14 protein-coding genes are annotated in these 15,125 nt (G+C 60.6%); 2 read left to right on the top strand and 12 right to left on the bottom strand.

Annotated elements, in window-relative coordinates; translation table 11 throughout:
• Positions 1-291: 291 nt before the first annotated feature.
• The 11 genes from NCR35_RS19700 to NCR35_RS19750 form a co-directional block, all read right to left on the bottom strand.
• Positions 292-912, bottom strand: a complete 621-nt coding sequence (locus tag NCR35_RS19700; RefSeq protein ID WP_250535770.1) for a hypothetical protein — start codon at positions 910-912, stop codon at positions 292-294.
• 236 nt (positions 913-1,148) lie between these two features.
• Positions 1,149-2,039, bottom strand: a complete 891-nt coding sequence (locus tag NCR35_RS19705; RefSeq protein WP_051996586.1) for an ArdC family protein — start codon at positions 2,037-2,039, stop codon at positions 1,149-1,151.
• Positions 2,040-2,054: 15 nt separating this feature from the next.
• Positions 2,055-2,369 (bottom strand): hypothetical protein, encoded by a 315-nt coding sequence (locus NCR35_RS19710; RefSeq protein ID WP_033536442.1) that lies wholly within the window; start codon positions 2,367-2,369, stop codon positions 2,055-2,057.
• Between the two features lie 507 nt (positions 2,370-2,876).
• A complete protein-coding gene (locus tag NCR35_RS19715; RefSeq protein ID WP_174447745.1) occupies positions 2,877-3,590 on the bottom strand; it encodes a DUF6884 domain-containing protein in 714 nt (237 codons plus the stop codon).
• A gap of 45 nt (positions 3,591-3,635) precedes the next feature.
• Positions 3,636-5,441, bottom strand: a complete 1,806-nt coding sequence (locus NCR35_RS19720; protein WP_033537043.1) for a phosphoadenosine phosphosulfate reductase domain-containing protein — start codon at positions 5,439-5,441, stop codon at positions 3,636-3,638.
• Between the two features lie 2,564 nt (positions 5,442-8,005).
• Complete coding sequence (locus NCR35_RS19725) at positions 8,006-8,584, bottom strand: DUF6225 family protein (RefSeq protein WP_033536825.1); 579 nt, start codon at positions 8,582-8,584, stop codon at positions 8,006-8,008.
• A gap of 31 nt (positions 8,585-8,615) precedes the next feature.
• The gene (locus NCR35_RS19730) at positions 8,616-9,671 is read right to left on the bottom strand and encodes a replication initiator protein A (protein WP_233392144.1); all 1,056 of its coding nucleotides are present in this window, start codon (positions 9,669-9,671) and stop codon (positions 8,616-8,618) included.
• An 89-nt stretch (positions 9,672-9,760) separates the two neighbouring features.
• Positions 9,761-10,168 (bottom strand): TrfB-related DNA-binding protein, encoded by a 408-nt coding sequence (locus NCR35_RS19735; protein WP_033536824.1) that lies wholly within the window; start codon positions 10,166-10,168, stop codon positions 9,761-9,763.
• A gap of 62 nt (positions 10,169-10,230) precedes the next feature.
• A complete protein-coding gene (locus tag NCR35_RS19740) occupies positions 10,231-11,589 on the bottom strand; it encodes a ParB/RepB/Spo0J family partition protein (RefSeq protein ID WP_033536823.1) in 1,359 nt (452 codons plus the stop codon).
• A 26-nt stretch (positions 11,590-11,615) separates the two neighbouring features.
• Positions 11,616-12,434: a ParA family protein gene (locus NCR35_RS19745; protein ID WP_033536822.1), complete on the bottom strand. Its 819-nt coding sequence runs from the start codon at positions 12,432-12,434 to the stop codon at positions 11,616-11,618.
• A gap of 9 nt (positions 12,435-12,443) precedes the next feature.
• Positions 12,444-12,848 carry a hypothetical protein gene (locus NCR35_RS19750; RefSeq protein ID WP_034472871.1) on the bottom strand — a complete coding sequence of 135 codons (405 nt, stop codon included), beginning with the start codon at positions 12,846-12,848 and terminating at the stop codon, positions 12,444-12,446.
• A gap of 485 nt (positions 12,849-13,333) precedes the next feature.
• On the opposite strand from NCR35_RS19750, the gene NCR35_RS19755 reads away from it, so the two are divergent.
• Positions 13,334-13,519 carry a hypothetical protein gene (locus NCR35_RS19755; protein ID WP_033536820.1) on the top strand — a complete coding sequence of 62 codons (186 nt, stop codon included), beginning with the start codon at positions 13,334-13,336 and terminating at the stop codon, positions 13,517-13,519.
• An 82-nt stretch (positions 13,520-13,601) separates the two neighbouring features.
• On the top strand, positions 13,602-13,862 hold the full coding sequence (locus NCR35_RS19760; protein WP_033536819.1) for a helix-turn-helix domain-containing protein: 261 nt from the start codon (positions 13,602-13,604) through the stop codon (positions 13,860-13,862).
• Between the two features lie 16 nt (positions 13,863-13,878).
• On the opposite strand, the gene NCR35_RS19765 is transcribed toward NCR35_RS19760, so the two are convergent.
• Positions 13,879-15,084 (bottom strand): hypothetical protein, encoded by a 1,206-nt coding sequence (locus NCR35_RS19765; protein WP_033536818.1) that lies wholly within the window; start codon positions 15,082-15,084, stop codon positions 13,879-13,881.
• Between the last annotated feature and the right edge of the window lie 41 nt (positions 15,085-15,125).

The raw sequence follows: 15,125 nt of genomic DNA on the forward strand, positions 1-15,125 counted from the left end.
AGGTCGCGGGAACTGGACGGCGAACCAGGGGAACGGTGGGTGTCGGCAGCAGCAGCTCACGCACGAGGCAGGACGCCGCGCGGCGAGCGCCCTCTCGCGTAGCAAGCGATAGCGCCGCGGAGCGACACTTCGTCGGGTTGAAGATCCGCGCAAGCGATAGCGCGCCGGAGTTCGTGGGGAAACCGGGCCGCTTGCGGTCCGGCTGGACAGCGTTCGCGCGGTGCGAAGCGCCGTCGTCGGCCGCCACGACGACAGAGTTTGGCGGCCGCGGGTGGTATTCAGGACCTGCGTCTATCGCGCACCCACTTCGAGCGAACCAACACGATCTTCCCATCGGCGGGCGATTGCTTCGGCTCCCGGGGCGCCCGAGAGCTCAGCCTCGAACCGTCTCAAGCGAAACATGCGATATGCCAACAGCGGGCTGCCCGCGTCAAGATGTCCTGCGCGCTCGAGGTGGTCGTACACTGCGCCGACCGCGTGATGCAGCGACGTAAGTGCGCCCCGCATATGGAGTTCGGCGAGCAGCGCCGGCGTCGCAACGGCGCGCAACTGGGATGCAGGACCTATTTCAGGCGTTGCCGACGTCCCGGCCGCGTCGACGAGCTGCGAGGCGTGGGGAAATTTGATACGCATATCCGGATACTCGGCAAGCGCGACGGCCGCCGGCAGTGCGCGATCGGACATGAACTCGGGCGCGTCGCCTGACCGTGCGTACAGGGCGTTGTTGACCTCGCGCTTGTGGGCCTGCATGAGACCGGCGATCCCGATGGCGTCGACGAAGCGCAGGCTTGCGCCGTGGAAGAACACCTCGGCAGCCCGGCCGTGATTCGTCAATGGTTCGATCCGCGCAAGTTCGCAAAATTGAAAGAACGACAGTTGTTGCGGCTGCAGCTTCATCCGTGGCTTTTTCATGGCGTGATTGAAGGTAACAAAAGAAGTTAGCGCCAGTGGCGCACGAGTGGGGTGACCCGCCACCATTGGCCGTCCAGGCTCGTCGCTATCGCCAGCTGGACACGGCACGCACCGAAGCGCACCATATTTCCACCGTGGCGTACGAATCTCAGACCTACCAACGCCTCAGTGGTATATCGCTTGCGAAGCGTCGCGTAGATCTTCGGCTGTCTGCGCTTTTTCACATCGCCCTCCCCTTACGCGGCCAGTTGCTGCGTCGTACCGACCGCTTCACTGATGCCGGCTTTCGCCATGAGCAGTGAAAATACCCTTGCGGCATGCCCTGCAGCGGTGAAGATTGCATTGCGATCTCGCTTCAGGACACGCAACCATGAATCGAGATACGACGCGTGATACTCCAGTTGCCCCTGATCGAGCCCGATACGGGCAAGGCAGAATGCAGCGCCCAGTTCGGCCACCAGTTCCTCGAATGCATACGCTTCGTCGCCAAAGCGCGCGCCGAACTCGCGAGCGAGCCGCGAAGGATGGCCGGTCCAGTGGCTCAGTTCGTGAAGCGCAACGTGGTAGAAGTTGGCGGCCGTCTTGAAGCGCGTCCTCTGCGGCAGAAAGCATTCGTCGGTGCTCGCCCGGTAGAACGCCCGGTCCCCTGTCTCCCTGACGCACGCCCCGGATCTCGAAATGATTTGCTCGGCTGCGTCGATCGGATCAAACGGGTCGTACACGGCAGCAGGCGCTATGCCGTCGATTTCCTCTACGTTAAAGACAGTGAAGCCCGTCGGCGCGGGAAAAAACTCGACCTCGCCCGTCTCCTGGTCAACGCGCTCGACCTGATTGAAGCGCACGAGCGGACATCCCTTGGCGCCGCGACGTACCTGTGCTCCGATCGCCTGCGCCTGCTTATACGTCATCCACTCGTTTCGCTGAAAGCCGCGATCATGCGCCTCGAGCCAGAGCAGCAGCACGTTCGCCCCGCTGTATGGCGTCTTCGTACCATAGTTGACCGGCAGGCCTCCAGCGGCATTGCGCGCCCAGAGATTTGCCGGAGACATTCGGCCGTCTTCTATCGCCTTGACGATGCGGTCCGTCACTTCCTGCTTGATGTCGCGTTTCACTTTGACGCTTTTCATGGCGGGTCTCCATAGTCACGCAATGCGCTGAAGCTGCGAACCCGACATCGCCACCAGCCGAACCGCCGCGCCAGTCGATGTGGTTACCTGAAACACACACAGGTCGCCCGCGTCGATCAGTTCATTGATCGCTTCGCGAACGTCGAAAAAGTGCCGTCCACGCTCAGTCGGGGTCATGAGCGCTTCGAGCGCGAAGATCAACTCGCCCTGACGCATGACGGGTATATCCGCGAGCATCAGGCGGGTAGCTTCCTTAATCGTTGTCTTGGCCCGTTGTGACGGGTTCTGCGCGCGATTCGGCGCTTCGATGGCAATGACGGCTGCTGTCATGAAAGGCTCCTTGAAGTGAGTGCTGACCGGAACCCTAGATTCGGAGTCCCGGCGTAAAAGTTGTTCTGCCGAGTTGGCGGGCTGCGCTTCGCAGCTGCCGCCGTTCCCCTGAGTTCGTCGTCCCGCGACGATTCGTGCGAGGGCTGGCGACGCGTCAAGGGATCAAGCGCGGGGTGGGTGCGGGATGGAGCGCAGCGACTGACACGGCCCCGCGCGCCTTGACGCGGCAAAGGCCTGAGCTAAGGTCGCGGGAACTGGACGGCGAACCAGGGGAACGGTAGGTGTCGGCAGCAGCAGCTCACGCACGAGGCAGGACGCCGCGCGGCGAGCGCCCTCTCGCGTAGCAAGCGATAGCGCCGCGGAGCGACATTTCGTCGGTGTGGAAACGCAGGACGAAGACCTGCGTGCTGCCGGGAAACCGGCGTGCGGCGTGGGGGACTGGCTGGCCAGTCCGCCGGACGACGGCTGACTGGCGTGCCACCGACCTATCCTGGATCGGCGTGTACATCAGAAGAGGGAGTTGCCGGGCTTGATGTCCCGCAGGCCAACCCAGGTTCGCGCGCGGTCGATGTCTTTCGCGTCAAGCATCAGTACGCACGCGGTCGGCCCAGCAGGACCGTGGAACAGTTGCTCGATGACCGCAGGCCTCGCCGGCAGGTCCGGACGGCTGGCGTAGACCACGTCTACCGACTGGTCGACGTTGAAGCCACCAAGTGATCGGTAAAGCGGCGTGCCGTTCTGATGCTGGCCAACCACATCTTGCGCCGGCGGGCACGCACGTAGGAATTCGCCCAGCTGCTGCCGCTGGTAGCCGATGCCACCCGATGTCTCGGTTACGGAGGCCTGCGCCGTGATGCATCCGCGTTCGACGAGCCGCGGAACTGCCGCGCGCATCACGCGGCGATACTCGGCGCCGCCGGCGAGCAGTACCTTGGTGATGCCTTGTGGCGACTGCGCTGGCAGGAAGTCGTCAAGATGGCGCAACATGTGGTCTGCACGTTCCGATGTCAGGCGCTGTTCGTACGGCTCGATAACCGCGTCCGAACGAATGAAGCCGTGAAGGGCCGAAAGGATCACAACATGAGGATGAGCGTCTCTGCGCACGTTCGCGCGAAACGTGCCATACATCACACCCTGATAGAGATCGAGTGCCCGCGCTGCATACGGCAGCTTCGTTGCGGAACACGCCAGGATCACGAGGTCTTGAGTAGCACTGGTCATGATAGCTTCCTTCTTTTTGGTAATCCGCCACCGCGCGCCCAACGGTCAGGCCGCAAGGTCAAAGTCGATTGACATCTGCGCGCCCGACGTCGTCGCCTTGTGCGACCACGCTGCGCGCGCGCTTTCCGGCATATCGCCGTACCTGACAGCACGGCCTAACAGCGACTCGATGTCATAGTTGAGGTTGAGGCCCATACGGTCCTTGAAATCGGTCCGGCGCGCGATCTCGTCGTGCTCGCGTTGCTGGCCGTGTGAAAGGCTGAGCACGCCATAGTTGAGATACCAGCGATATCCGGCTGTGATGCCGCCCGGGAAGAAGCCGCGATCGTGCATTTCCAGCAGACGATCAAGCTCGAACTCAAGGATCAGCTCGGCGGATTCTTCGTCCACCTCCAGGCGCTGTCCGGTAGGCACCTTCCACGTACTGCGCCCGTCGCTGAAGTGCAGGATCTCCGGCGCACACGGCGAATCTGCCGTCAGTGACTCGTAAAGGGCATCGCGGAAACCGGTCCACTGGTCGGCGTTGTCATCCCAGTCCTTTCCGACGTGCAGAAACATGGGTTCGGGCATGCCCTTAGGGGGAAGCGGCTCGACATCCGGTACGTCGTAACTCACGCCGTGCAGGTAGATGTCGCGGTAGTCCGCCCAGATCGCGAACGGCACGGCAAGGCCCTGCAACGACTGCATCGCGTCGACGGCGATCATCGTGCTGAGTGGCAACGTCTGAAACTTCGGCTTCGTGCCGGCGCTCGATGCACGGCGCTGCTCGTCGCGGTCAATCGTCATCATGTAGCGAACCAGTTCCCGAACAGTTGCAGCATTAAAGGTATCGGGTTCAATGCACACGAAGCCCTCGTGAATCGTGCGGCCGACCCAGTTGCGACGCGACCAGTCGTAACGGATCGCCCTGATGAACTTGTTGAGGCGGTTCAGTCCGCGCGCGTACGCGTACCGTTCTTCGTCGAAGTTGATCATCTCCTCGAGCGAACGATCCTCGGCCTGCTGGCACACCCAGCAGCCCGTACGCGCGTCACACTGTCCACGTCGCTTACGCTTGCCAGCGGTGGCCTCTTCGAACGTCAGCTCGGAGACAATCGCGCAACTACTGTTGCCGGCGTGCGCGTAAACGCGGGTAGTCTCCTGAAAGTCTGTGTAGGCGGTGCGCAGGCCGGATGTCACTTCACCGATCCATTCCCAAACGTCTTCGGTGCTCCAGTCGGCGATCGGGCAGAGCGTCAGCTCGCCGTCGGCATTGCGCGCAGGCGTATCCGCGCGATCGCCGCGTGCTTGCATTCCGGCCTTGCGCTTGTCGCTTTCCGCGAAGCGGCTTCCGAGACACACGACCGGCTCGGCATAGCCCTGCGACGCCGCCGAGCGATATAGCTGGTTGCGAAACACGCGCGACGGTTCGATCTTCAGCGATACTGAGCAATCGGAATTTGTCCCGGCATAGCTGGGCAAGGCGCGACCGCTGAGGATCGCGACCTGCCACGATGCGGAGAGCGACGGCATGACCGTCTGCGCGTGGACCTGAAAACCATGAGTGCGTCCATAGTCGCGCATCTTCTCCAGTTCAAGCTGAGCGAGCGCGACCATCTCTGGCGACTCAACGCGCGTGTCTACGGTCACTACGCAGACCATAGGCGCTCCACCATCTGCAGCATGTTGCCGAGCCGCTTCCAGCGTCAATGCGGCGACGACGCTACTGTCCTTCCCAGCGCTGAACTGACACACAACCATGCGTTGCTCATTGAACAGTTTGCGCAGCGCGGTCAACGCCCGGTGCACGCGCTGATCGAGCGTCGGACGCACTTCATGGAGGGTGAACATTTCAATCGTCTGCTTCTGCATGGCTCTTGCTCCATCCGCGTGAATATCGTCCGCCGGGCCCCTAGATTCCGAGTCCCGGCGTAGGGTTGTTCTGCCGAGTTGGCGGGCTGCGCTTCGCAGCTGCCGCCGTTCCCCTGAGTTCGTCGTCCCGCGACGATTCGTGCGAGGGCCGGCGACGCGTCAAGGGATCAAGCGCGGGGTGGGTGCGGGATGGAGCGCAGCGACTGACACGGCCCCGCGCGCCTTGACGCGGCAAAGGCCTGAGCTAAGGTCGCGGGAACTGGACGGCGAACCAGGGGAACGGTAGGTGTCGGCAGCAGCAGCTCACGTACGAGGCAGGACGCCGCGCGGCGAGCGCCCTCTCGCGTAGCAAGCGATAGCGCCGCGGAGCGACATTTCGTCGGTGTGGAAACGCAGGACGAAGACCTGCGTGCTGCCGGGAAACCGGCGTGCGGCGTGGGGGACTGGCTGGCCAGTCCGCCGGACGACGGCTGGATCGGAACAGGAGATCTCGCGTCAGCAGCGCGCACCACCTGGGCTGGATAGCGTGCGCAGTGCAGCTCACTGGTCAGCCAGGCCGGTCGGAAGCGAGTTGAGTACCTGACGGCGAGCGGTTCAGATCCGCGCTGTGGACGCTCCCGTGCGCCCTGTCCCGAGGCCAACGATAGGCGCGAGAAGGACAGGAAGCGACGCAGCAGCAGGACCGCGACAACGTCCGCGAATGGGGCAAGGCAGCGTAAGGAACATGCGTGCGTGAGCAACGCCCAGGCCGCGGAGTATACTGACAGTGCGTCGAACGCACCACGCGTCTCGCGGCGCGTGGTGTAATTATGATCACTTACTGCACTGAGTATTATTAAACAACGGTTGCGTAGCGCGCGGCTTTTGCGGTTTAATATCTCTGCCCTGCTCCTCAGGGCACCAACCAAGTTGTTTTCCTCCCGAAAAGGCAGTCGAAGGCCCGCGCAAGCGGGCTTTTGGCTTTTTGGACCGGCGTCGACCAGCAGCTCGACGTCCAGGCTCAGGCGGCCCAAGGCCATCCCGCGAAATACCATCTGGCCAGAACAGCGTCGGATTGCTTCCGAGCGCGGAATTGCGGAGGCTCCGTAGCGCCGCTCGGAGACTCGAGCGATCCCCTACCCCTACCGGGCTGCCGGCAGGCGGTTAGGCGGCCCATACGCAAGCCAGCATCGCTGTCTTCCGCCGAGGGACCCCCCCTTCTCTGCCAGCTCGGTGTAGACGCTGATAAACCAACCGACCATCACGGCAGATGGCGAGCACACGAGCGCGTTGATTTACGGGGTGGTGTAACCGCCCCGTAAATCTTTTATCGCGCACTTAGGGGTGCAGCGTGCCGTAGGCGCGGTGCAGCCCTTAGTGCCTGCCGCGCGGTGTCTTTAGCGGTCAGCTGGTTTGGTTGTGTTGTCATCTGTGCCCCGAAGGGGCCACGATATGCTTCTTGGGGGGTGGGGCCGGGTGGGTGGGGCCGGCTTTAGCCGGCGAACCCGGCCGCGGGGGCTCTTGAGCCCCCCCTCACTGAGGGTGGGGCCTTTCCCATTCGCAGTTAAAACCAAAGTTAAAAAAAATCGTTAACCGCGCGCGCGTTTACGGTTTCCGAGCGCCTTGTCCCGTAACGATCTGCGCCCGATCACGTGGCCTGATAGACGCCCGAGCGGTGGTGCGATCGACACCTCGGTGGTGGTCCGATAGACACATCGGGTGGTCTGATAGACGCCGGCGCACCCAAGTTATCCACAAAATGCCCGCCGGTGGCGCAAAGACGCGCGCTAGACCCATGAAAAAGCAGGGCTTTGGGTCTATGCCTTTTGAATGAATTCCGCCCCAAGGCTTTCCCCGCAAGCGTTTGCTATCTCAGATGAAGTGCGCGATAGACGCGAGAGACGGTGGCCCGATAGACACATCGGACGGACCGGAATATCGCTTGGCGGTGGTCTGATAGACGTTCGTGCGCGGTGGTCCGATGGACGCGGCGTTCCGTGCCATTGGTCGTGGTTTTGTTGCGGTTTCTCACTCCGATCGACCAATCGGCAGTGGCGCGATAGACGTTCGTTTTGCAAGCCTGCGGCTGTTGAATCGCCCGGCGGGCGGGCGGCGAATTAACAGCCCCGACAGATGTCCCGCGGCAGATCAAGCGGTGCTCGCTACTCTGAGCGCCGCGCGGCACGATAAGTGTAATTGTTGTCGATCCAGTGCTTGGCCCATTCGATTCCGCGGTCGTGCGCCTGCCATCGATATACGCGGTTCCCAAGGTCGACAAACACAAATCTTTCCCCGTTGTCTCGCCTAATCACGGCACATGACTGAAATAGCCTATGTTGCGCGAGAATCACCGGGGCGGCGTCTATCGTCCAGCCTTGATAGCTGGCAATGCGGGGAGTTCTCTTCATGTCTAGCCTCACCGAAGGGGCTACGCAGATTTGCAGACGCCGGACGTCCTCTGTCAGCAGAACGGCCGGCGCCCTGCTCAACAGCATAGTCCAAAGCGAATCGGTGGGGAGTGCCGGACAGCAAAAAAGGAAAGCATCGGTGCCGACGGGATACCGGCGGGGTGCCTTCGCTCAACGCTACTCAATGTCGTTGTAACGCTTGTCCTTCCAGGTGCCGCTCACGACCTGATTCCAGTCGTCGTTGGCCAGCTGCCCGACTCTCATCGCCCAGCCTGCGTAGCGGCCGTACTCAGCTGGCTCTGGAGCGGTCCATTCCCAGGTGTTTGTCGTGACGTGGACGCCGAGGCGATTCGTGGCCTCGCGGCGATCGTCGTGGCCCGTGTGGATCAGGGGGAAGTCATCGGGCAGGTCAGCAAGGGCTGCGCGCAGCTCGCCGACCGTCCGCGCGTAAGTGCTCTGCCAGTAGCGACCCGCCAGCTCGCGTTCAGGCGACATGGGCCGGGGCACGCCAAAGAAGCGGTAGATATCCCGGTATTCGAACGTGCAGAACTCGACGTGCCCGGGCAGCTTGACCCGCGATTCCGCAGGCTGGATGTTGAAAGCGTTGAGGGCTTTGTCTGCCTGGATCAGGGCGGCCGCAGACTGATATTCGCCGCGGTAGACGGCGGTCACCAGGTACGGCAGGTCTTGGCCGCCGACTTCGTGGTCATCGTCCGTGTCGTGGATCTCAACCAGCTGAAGCGGTGACGAGTTCATACACTTTCCAATGGTCGGAGGTCATCCCGTGTTACGCGGGAAGCAGCGGGTATTGAGCCTCGCCGTGCGCCGCCGAATCCCAGCGGCGGAGCGCGTAATACCACTTCTGCTGTTTCTTCGATAGCAGCTCACGATGAATGCTGGCGACCAGTTGCTCGTCCTGCCGGCGGTTGTCGCGATCGCAACGGAAGAAGACCACCATTGCTTTGTCGTCGTCGAGCGCAATGTGAAACTCCGGAAGCGTATCCGCCTTGATGGCTTCAACCAGATCGCGCCGAAAATACTTCAGGGCCTGTGCGGAGCCAGATTTTGCGTGCAGCTTGTCGAGGCCGATCTTGAACCAGAGCTTGTCACCGCAGTGTTTTTTCGCGAGATCATATAGCCGGCGCTCAAGCCCCTGCCCCAGTCCAAAGTAACCGGGGTGAATCGTTAGCACGCGGCGATTCAGCAGCGAGTCGAAGGTCCATTCAGACAGGATCAGTTCAACCTCGAGTGCACCCTGCTTGTTCGCGGTGTACGAAATCACCTTGTATTCCTCGATGAGCCCGTATCCTTGCAGCGTCTCGTGAATGCCCTCTTCGTTTGCGCCCTGTCTCGCCGTGTCGAAATTCGTTTCGACGATCGTCCCCTTGAGGCGGCGACAGCTGTCGATGATGCGGGTGTAGGATGCGCCGCCTGTGCTGCGGCGCGTATAGTTCAAGAAATCGCGGACCTTGAAGCGGATGCGACGCGAAACGCGCTTGTTCGCATCGGCCGCCTTGCAGATCAACGTGGCGGCGTACACAAGAAGGTCCTTGTCGAAGATGTTCGCTGCACCGACGACGCTAGGGATGATGCGGACGATCTGATCGCCGTTGCGATAGATCCGCACACGTGTGTCTTTCCCCTTCTGCAGTGAAAAGAGAGGGAATTCGAGGGAGTGAAGGTCCTCACGCGGCTTCCAGGAGTCCGGAAGTTGTTCGCCCGAAAAGAGCTCTAGCTGCTCGTGGTCGACGTCTCCCTCGTCGAGCGGTTCCGCATCCTGAACAGCTGGAGGCGTATCACGCGTCAGGACGATGTTGACATCATGGAGCGGCGCTTTGGCCATTCTGCCGCGCCCCGGTACTGCTGGCCCTCGCAGTGAGTAACTGCGGTCTTGTTCGACTGTACTCATTCTCTCCTGCTAACCCCGTTTTTCTACTCCAGCTTGCTAACTTGCGCCCCCAAAGTCTTTATTAGGGCCGCAATAGCCGACTGGACTTTCTTCGTGTCTTTAGAACGTCGAGCTTTGAAAAAAAACTCTTCAAGCGGTTCAATGGCTGTGCTCGGCACCTCGAAGCCGTGCTTCAGCCACAGTACGACGTCCTCCTGCACGTTCGAGCCTAACAATGCCTGGTAGTAGCGCGTCACGAGCTGGTTGACCCGCTGCCGCGTCACGTTAAATTCCTTCGCGACTTCGACTGCGGCTCGCCCATCCACAATGACAGCGCGGGCAATGTCACGACTCTGCTCGGAGAAGGATCGTGTGCCGTACTCGCTTGCCTGCTCGCGCATGGCGGAGTCAAGTGCTGAAAAATTTTTTGCCGTTAGACGGAAAGTTGCCAAGGTTGCTATCCAGAAAGGTTGACAGGCAACGTTTAGAAGCCTGCCAGCCCCGTCCCGTTGCGTTACAGCGTCCAGTCGCCTGGCGCCAGAGGATGAATTTCGCGGTCGGTATCGTACCTGAAGTCATCTGGCAAAACGCCGGTCTTGCGGGTCGGATGCAGCCTGTTCAGCAGCTCGAGTGGTCCCCTCGAATTTAATTCAGCACTGAACCTGTTCAATATTCTACTCGCGGTTTCTGATTCCATGCCAACCAAAGCTGAGGCCGCGATGTCGACGAAGGCAACCCAGAGACGCCACTCGCGGTCCTCGGCCCCTACTCCGGCGGCCGTGAGATCGGCCTGCAGCGATCTCACCCGCTCAATCGAGCCGGTTCCAGTTTCGTAGATTTCCTCTACTCGCCATACAACACTTTTCTTGGGATCGGCGCTCGATGCCCTTTCATGCTTGACACGCGAGGGAGTATTCGTGCGCGGCGCCGAATCATTCCCGCGGTCCTCCGCCCCTGTGCTTGACGACGCGGGACGCAACGACGCGGCGCCCGTCATATCGGCGGCTGCAGCTGCATGCGGCTCCCTGACACTGACTGGGTCCACGTCTCGCGCAATCGTCGGGGGCGCGTCATCTTCGCGCTCGGCTCCGACCTGAGACGTTAGCTGCTGAGCATTCGGCGTGTCGGACGGTACAGCTGCTTGTTGCCTCAGCGCGTTCAATCGAGCGTCGAGCGTGAGCCGGCCGATCTTGCGTCCGACTCTCAATTCAGCGCGGATCTCCGCTGCCAGCTCGGCCGCGGCGTCGGTGCTGATTTCCTCGATGTCCGCCATCTTGTTTGCGGCCTCGATGTCGTCGAACTGGTTGGCATCGAACAATTCGCGCGTGATCGGGCCGTATTTCTGGAAGCGCAGATGCTTCGAAATCCATGAGGCGCTGCGCTGCTTGCCGTTGGGTGCTGTCCAGATTCGGCTGGCCTCTTCACGACCAAATCGCTCAACGTCTGCCGCGAGGCCAATGGACGTTTCTTTCAGTGACAGCCCTTTTCGATCAACATTCTCCGATACCTGATACATGCGGATCTTGAGATCAGGTGTATCGGCCGGAAAGATCTTGGCAGGAATTTCCGTCCAGCCATTCTGCGTACTGCCGCGCACGCGACGCTCGCCGGCAATCAATTCGAACCCGTCAGCGCCTTTGATTTCACGCACGAGTATGGGCGTGTGTACGTGGCCAACGACTTGCAAGCGAACTGCAAAATCGGCGATGTCGGAAAAGTCATGTCGCACTTGCGGTTTGACCCGTATTTTCGCGATCTGGATTGTCTTCGTGAAGGCGCCGGTTTCCTTCTCGATTTCTGCAGCGCGTGCGCTTGCCGTTGCGGCGCGCGTTAGCATCGACAGTGATGAGAGCTTTCCACCATTTGGGTGCATGCGTAACCTCTATTGCTGTTTGTTTTTTACAGGCCGACTTTCTCGAAGATTGAGTCGCAGAGTGCGCGCATTTCTTTTGCGGCTCGTCTGTCGCTGTCTCCTCGTTGATGCTTCCACACGGGGTGGAAACTAGTCAGGCGAACGCCTGCTCGGTCCTGTAGTTCCGCCTCGAGTACCGCACCCTCGAAGGCATTGCGCACTGTGGTCCGCATTGATAGGTCATCGGCACGCCGCGGGTTTACTTTATTCAGGAGCACGCCGAGTAATTCGAGTTCGGGATTCCATTCTCTACGGACAAGGTCGACCTTCAGTGAGGTCTCAAGCAGCCCGTCCATGCTATCGATGTTGAGATCTGTCGGCATCAACATGTACTGCGAGCAGATCAATCCGCCGACCACAAGATTGCTCATGGTGGGTGGCGTATCGATCACGCATAGGTCGTAATCGCGGCTCATTCGCTGCAAGCTGTTGCGCGCAGTGAATGCACTGTCGAGCGGCCATGTCAGAACGTCCGCGAGTTCTGGCGTTGCACCAATTAGCCAGACATTCGGAATAATTGGCATCGGGCGCGATGCAACCTCGTCCTGATAAAGCAGATGCGCACTAGCCTGAGGGTCGATCTCTGGCAGGCCCATATGCTGCCAACTGAGCGCAACGGTGCCTGTAGGTGCTTGCGATTGCGCGACCAATTGTTGGAAGAGCAGTGATTTGCTCAGGTTTCCCTGGGGATCGAGATCGACTGCGAGCGTGCGCAAGCCGCGGTCGATCGCTGAATAGATCAGGTGTCTGGCGGTAGTGGTCTTTCCGACCCCGCCTTTTCCGTTGCAGATTCCGATTATCTTCATTGTTTGGCCTCAAGCGAGCACGAGGCAGTCAACTGGCTGAAACACGCGGCCCAGCGTGTGAAACACTGCCAGCCAGTTTGCAGCGTAAAGGTTAACACGTGCGGCCCGCGCATCGCTCTGGGGACTCGCGAGGCTGTAGTGACAGCCTTCCTGAAAGCTCGTGACGCGCGCCGTCCCGCTCGCAATATCCACGTCGAAACAGATCCACGACTGTGCTTCACCTCGCGCGTTCGTTTGGTCATGCGCGATTTCCACCTCAAGATGTCCGTCTTCCGCCGCGTCGATAGTGCAATGGACTGCCATATCTCCCGGGATTCTCGACGGGGCAAAGTGGGTTCTGCTTTCCTTCCCGCCCAGGTTTGGGATGAGATCGGAAAGAAGAGCAAAGAGTCGGGACTGCACAGCGTTCTTCATGGAAATTCTCCAATTCTTGTTGGTGATTGCCGGTTACCCACCCCGCCGGCTGCGATGTGTTTTGATCATATTATTAGATATGTTGACGGTCAAGGGACAAGGACAAACATTGTTATCGACGCCTGGCCTGGACGGCTTGGGTTCGGTAGAATTGGCGCGGCCCGAGGGTGCCAAACAGGTCAGCGCACATCCCGGATTGAATGCGTCACGCGCGATCGATGCGCGGCGCGTAAGTTAATCAGTCTCAATGGTGATTAAATTTCGCATGCGAAATTCTGCGATCAGCGGTGTCACGGGGGATCAGAAACGAATCGCTGCGTTGCTCGATATGGGCCTGTCGCGACCCGAGATCGCTGAACGGCTTGCGATGTCACCGGCTGTCGTTGGTCGACAGATTCCCGGCTCAGGGAGAAGGTGCGCTGCGGCACGTATGTGCCCCCGCCATTGCCGCTTGAGGCTGGAATGCACTTGGGGACACCCTCAGCATGATCCGCTTCGTTCTCTGCCTGCTCGGCCTGTTGTTCATTCAGGCTGGGGTGATGGGCCGCATGAATTCCACTTCAGCTGACGTCTTCACTAACTTTGGCGACGGCTTGCGACAAGCTGTGACCTTCGACACGAGTCTGATCAACCGCGCGAAAAACCTGGTGACGAACAACGCAGCCGGCTGATGCATCCCTGATGCCCCAGTAGGCGATGATAGTTCAAATAGGCCAAAATGGCCTATTCTCTCTTTGCAGGGAGCATTCGTCCATGCTCCCGCACAACACCCGCTCAATCACCGTCCATCATCCCCGATATGGCTTGCTACTCGCGCATCTGCGGGATCTTCGGCTCGCCTCGGGGCTCACCCAGGCCGAATTGGCGGAGCGCTTGAAAGTCGACCAGTCGCGCGTGTCCAAGATCGAGCGCGGGGAGCGCTATGTTGACACGCTCTTTTACCTCGACTGGTGTCGCGCGTGCGACGTCGACCCGTCGCTGGCAGTGGCGCAGCTCGCCGCAAAGGGTGCCTGAACGCGCACGGCTCGGCCTAGTGCGCTGACAAAGCGCGACGGCGGCTCTTCAGCACCTCGCGCATCTGCATCACGTGCGTCCTCGACGTGATCGCGTCGCTGCCCTCCTCGCTTCTTTGAGCGGCTTGTTCGCATGGAAGCCGACTGTCGGTCCGTGCGGGGGACTGGGTTGAGTGTCCTTTGAGTTGGATCTGGCCGGCCTTGATGCCGCGCGCGATGTCGAGCATCCAGCTGCCGACGACTGAACGCGGCCTCGATTCTTGCGGATACCGAACGAGGGCGTCCGTACCGCGTTCGCCGATCTCGATCAGCAGACCTGTGGCCGGATCGATGAAAACCTGACCGGCCGCGGCATCGAGGGTTTGCATCAGGTCTGCCCGCTCGTTGTCCGCATGGGTCTTTTTGTCGTTATCGGCTTGGCGTTGGCGTGCCTGGTACGAAAAGTCGAGTGGCCGGCGCAGCAGCGATCGAAGGTAGGCGATAGGTGCGACGGCCTTTTTGAGCGAGTTCCAGCAGCTCTCCACAACGTCCGATAGCCGCTTGCCGTTGTCTCTGGCTTCGGCCATCAGCTTGAAAACGAAAAATCTATTAAAGCCCAGCGAAGTGAGGCGTTCGAGGTCCTGAGGCAGGGCCCCTGGTTGTCTCTTTTGAAAAGAGGTTGGGTAAACATCTTTATATATAGAGCCGTCTGCCACCGTGGCAGACGGCTGCCCAAGCGCTTTTGCCGACTGCTCCTGATCGCTGGAACCGTCTGCTTGCTTGCTGGCGGCTACGGGCGTCGCGGGGGTAACAAATCCAAGCAACACGGCCGCTTTCTCCGTCAGATAGAGATAGGCGCGACCGTAGATGCCGTCGGCCTCGTACCGTTTCTGCGCAGAACGTCGGATGAGTCCCGCAGTCTCCAGATCGTCCAAGCTGCGGTAGAACGTCCGCATGGACTGCATGGCACGGCCTGTAAGGAGCTCGCGCCTCGCATAGATTGCAGCGTAAGGACGGGTCGAGAGAACGGTCCTGGCGAGCGCGGCGAGAACGGCACGCGCACGCGCGGGCAGGGCGTCGATGTGTGACGCGCGGAATGCGGCCCGGAACGTTATCCAGGTCAGATTCGTGGTGTCGCAGCCAAACTCCACCAATGCGGCAGAGTCGAGTGCGGAGATTGACAGGTTGGCTGAGTCGTGGTGTGTTTGACCCTCGCCAGCAACCAAGGGTTGCGCGATAGACATGTCCAGCGTCCATTTCAAAAATGGATTGATGGATGCTTGAC

Origin of the sequence: Caballeronia sp. AZ10_KS36 (assembly GCF_023631105.1) — a bacterium.
Taxonomy (GTDB): Bacteria; Pseudomonadota; Gammaproteobacteria; order Burkholderiales; family Burkholderiaceae; genus Caballeronia.

Bases quoted from the DNA above. Each gene is read 5' to 3' on its own strand.
- NCR35_RS19705 (WP_051996586.1), bottom strand. From the start codon at position 2,039: ATGAAAAGCGTCAAAGTGAAACGCGACATCAAGCAGGAAGTGACGGAC.
- NCR35_RS19710 (WP_033536442.1), bottom strand. From the start codon at position 2,369: ATGACAGCAGCCGTCATTGCCATCGAAGCGCCGAATCGCGCGCAGAAC.
- NCR35_RS19700 (WP_250535770.1), bottom strand. From the start codon at position 912: ATGAAAAAGCCACGGATGAAGCTGCAGCCGCAACAACTGTCGTTCTTT.
- NCR35_RS19730 (WP_233392144.1), bottom strand. From the start codon at position 9,671: ATGGCCAAAGCGCCGCTCCATGATGTCAACATCGTCCTGACGCGTGAT.
- NCR35_RS19755 (WP_033536820.1), top strand. From the start codon at position 13,334: ATGATCCGCTTCGTTCTCTGCCTGCTCGGCCTGTTGTTCATTCAGGCT.
- NCR35_RS19720 (WP_033537043.1), bottom strand. From the start codon at position 5,441: ATGCAGAAGCAGACGATTGAAATGTTCACCCTCCATGAAGTGCGTCCG.
- NCR35_RS19740 (WP_033536823.1), bottom strand. From the start codon at position 11,589: ATGCACCCAAATGGTGGAAAGCTCTCATCACTGTCGATGCTAACGCGC.
- NCR35_RS19760 (WP_033536819.1), top strand. From the start codon at position 13,602: ATGCTCCCGCACAACACCCGCTCAATCACCGTCCATCATCCCCGATAT.
- NCR35_RS19765 (WP_033536818.1), bottom strand. From the start codon at position 15,084: ATGTCTATCGCGCAACCCTTGGTTGCTGGCGAGGGTCAAACACACCAC.
- NCR35_RS19750 (WP_034472871.1), bottom strand. From the start codon at position 12,848: ATGAAGAACGCTGTGCAGTCCCGACTCTTTGCTCTTCTTTCCGATCTC.
- NCR35_RS19745 (WP_033536822.1), bottom strand. From the start codon at position 12,434: ATGAAGATAATCGGAATCTGCAACGGAAAAGGCGGGGTCGGAAAGACC.
- NCR35_RS19715 (WP_174447745.1), bottom strand. From the start codon at position 3,590: ATGACCAGTGCTACTCAAGACCTCGTGATCCTGGCGTGTTCCGCAACG.
- NCR35_RS19725 (WP_033536825.1), bottom strand. From the start codon at position 8,584: ATGAACTCGTCACCGCTTCAGCTGGTTGAGATCCACGACACGGACGAT.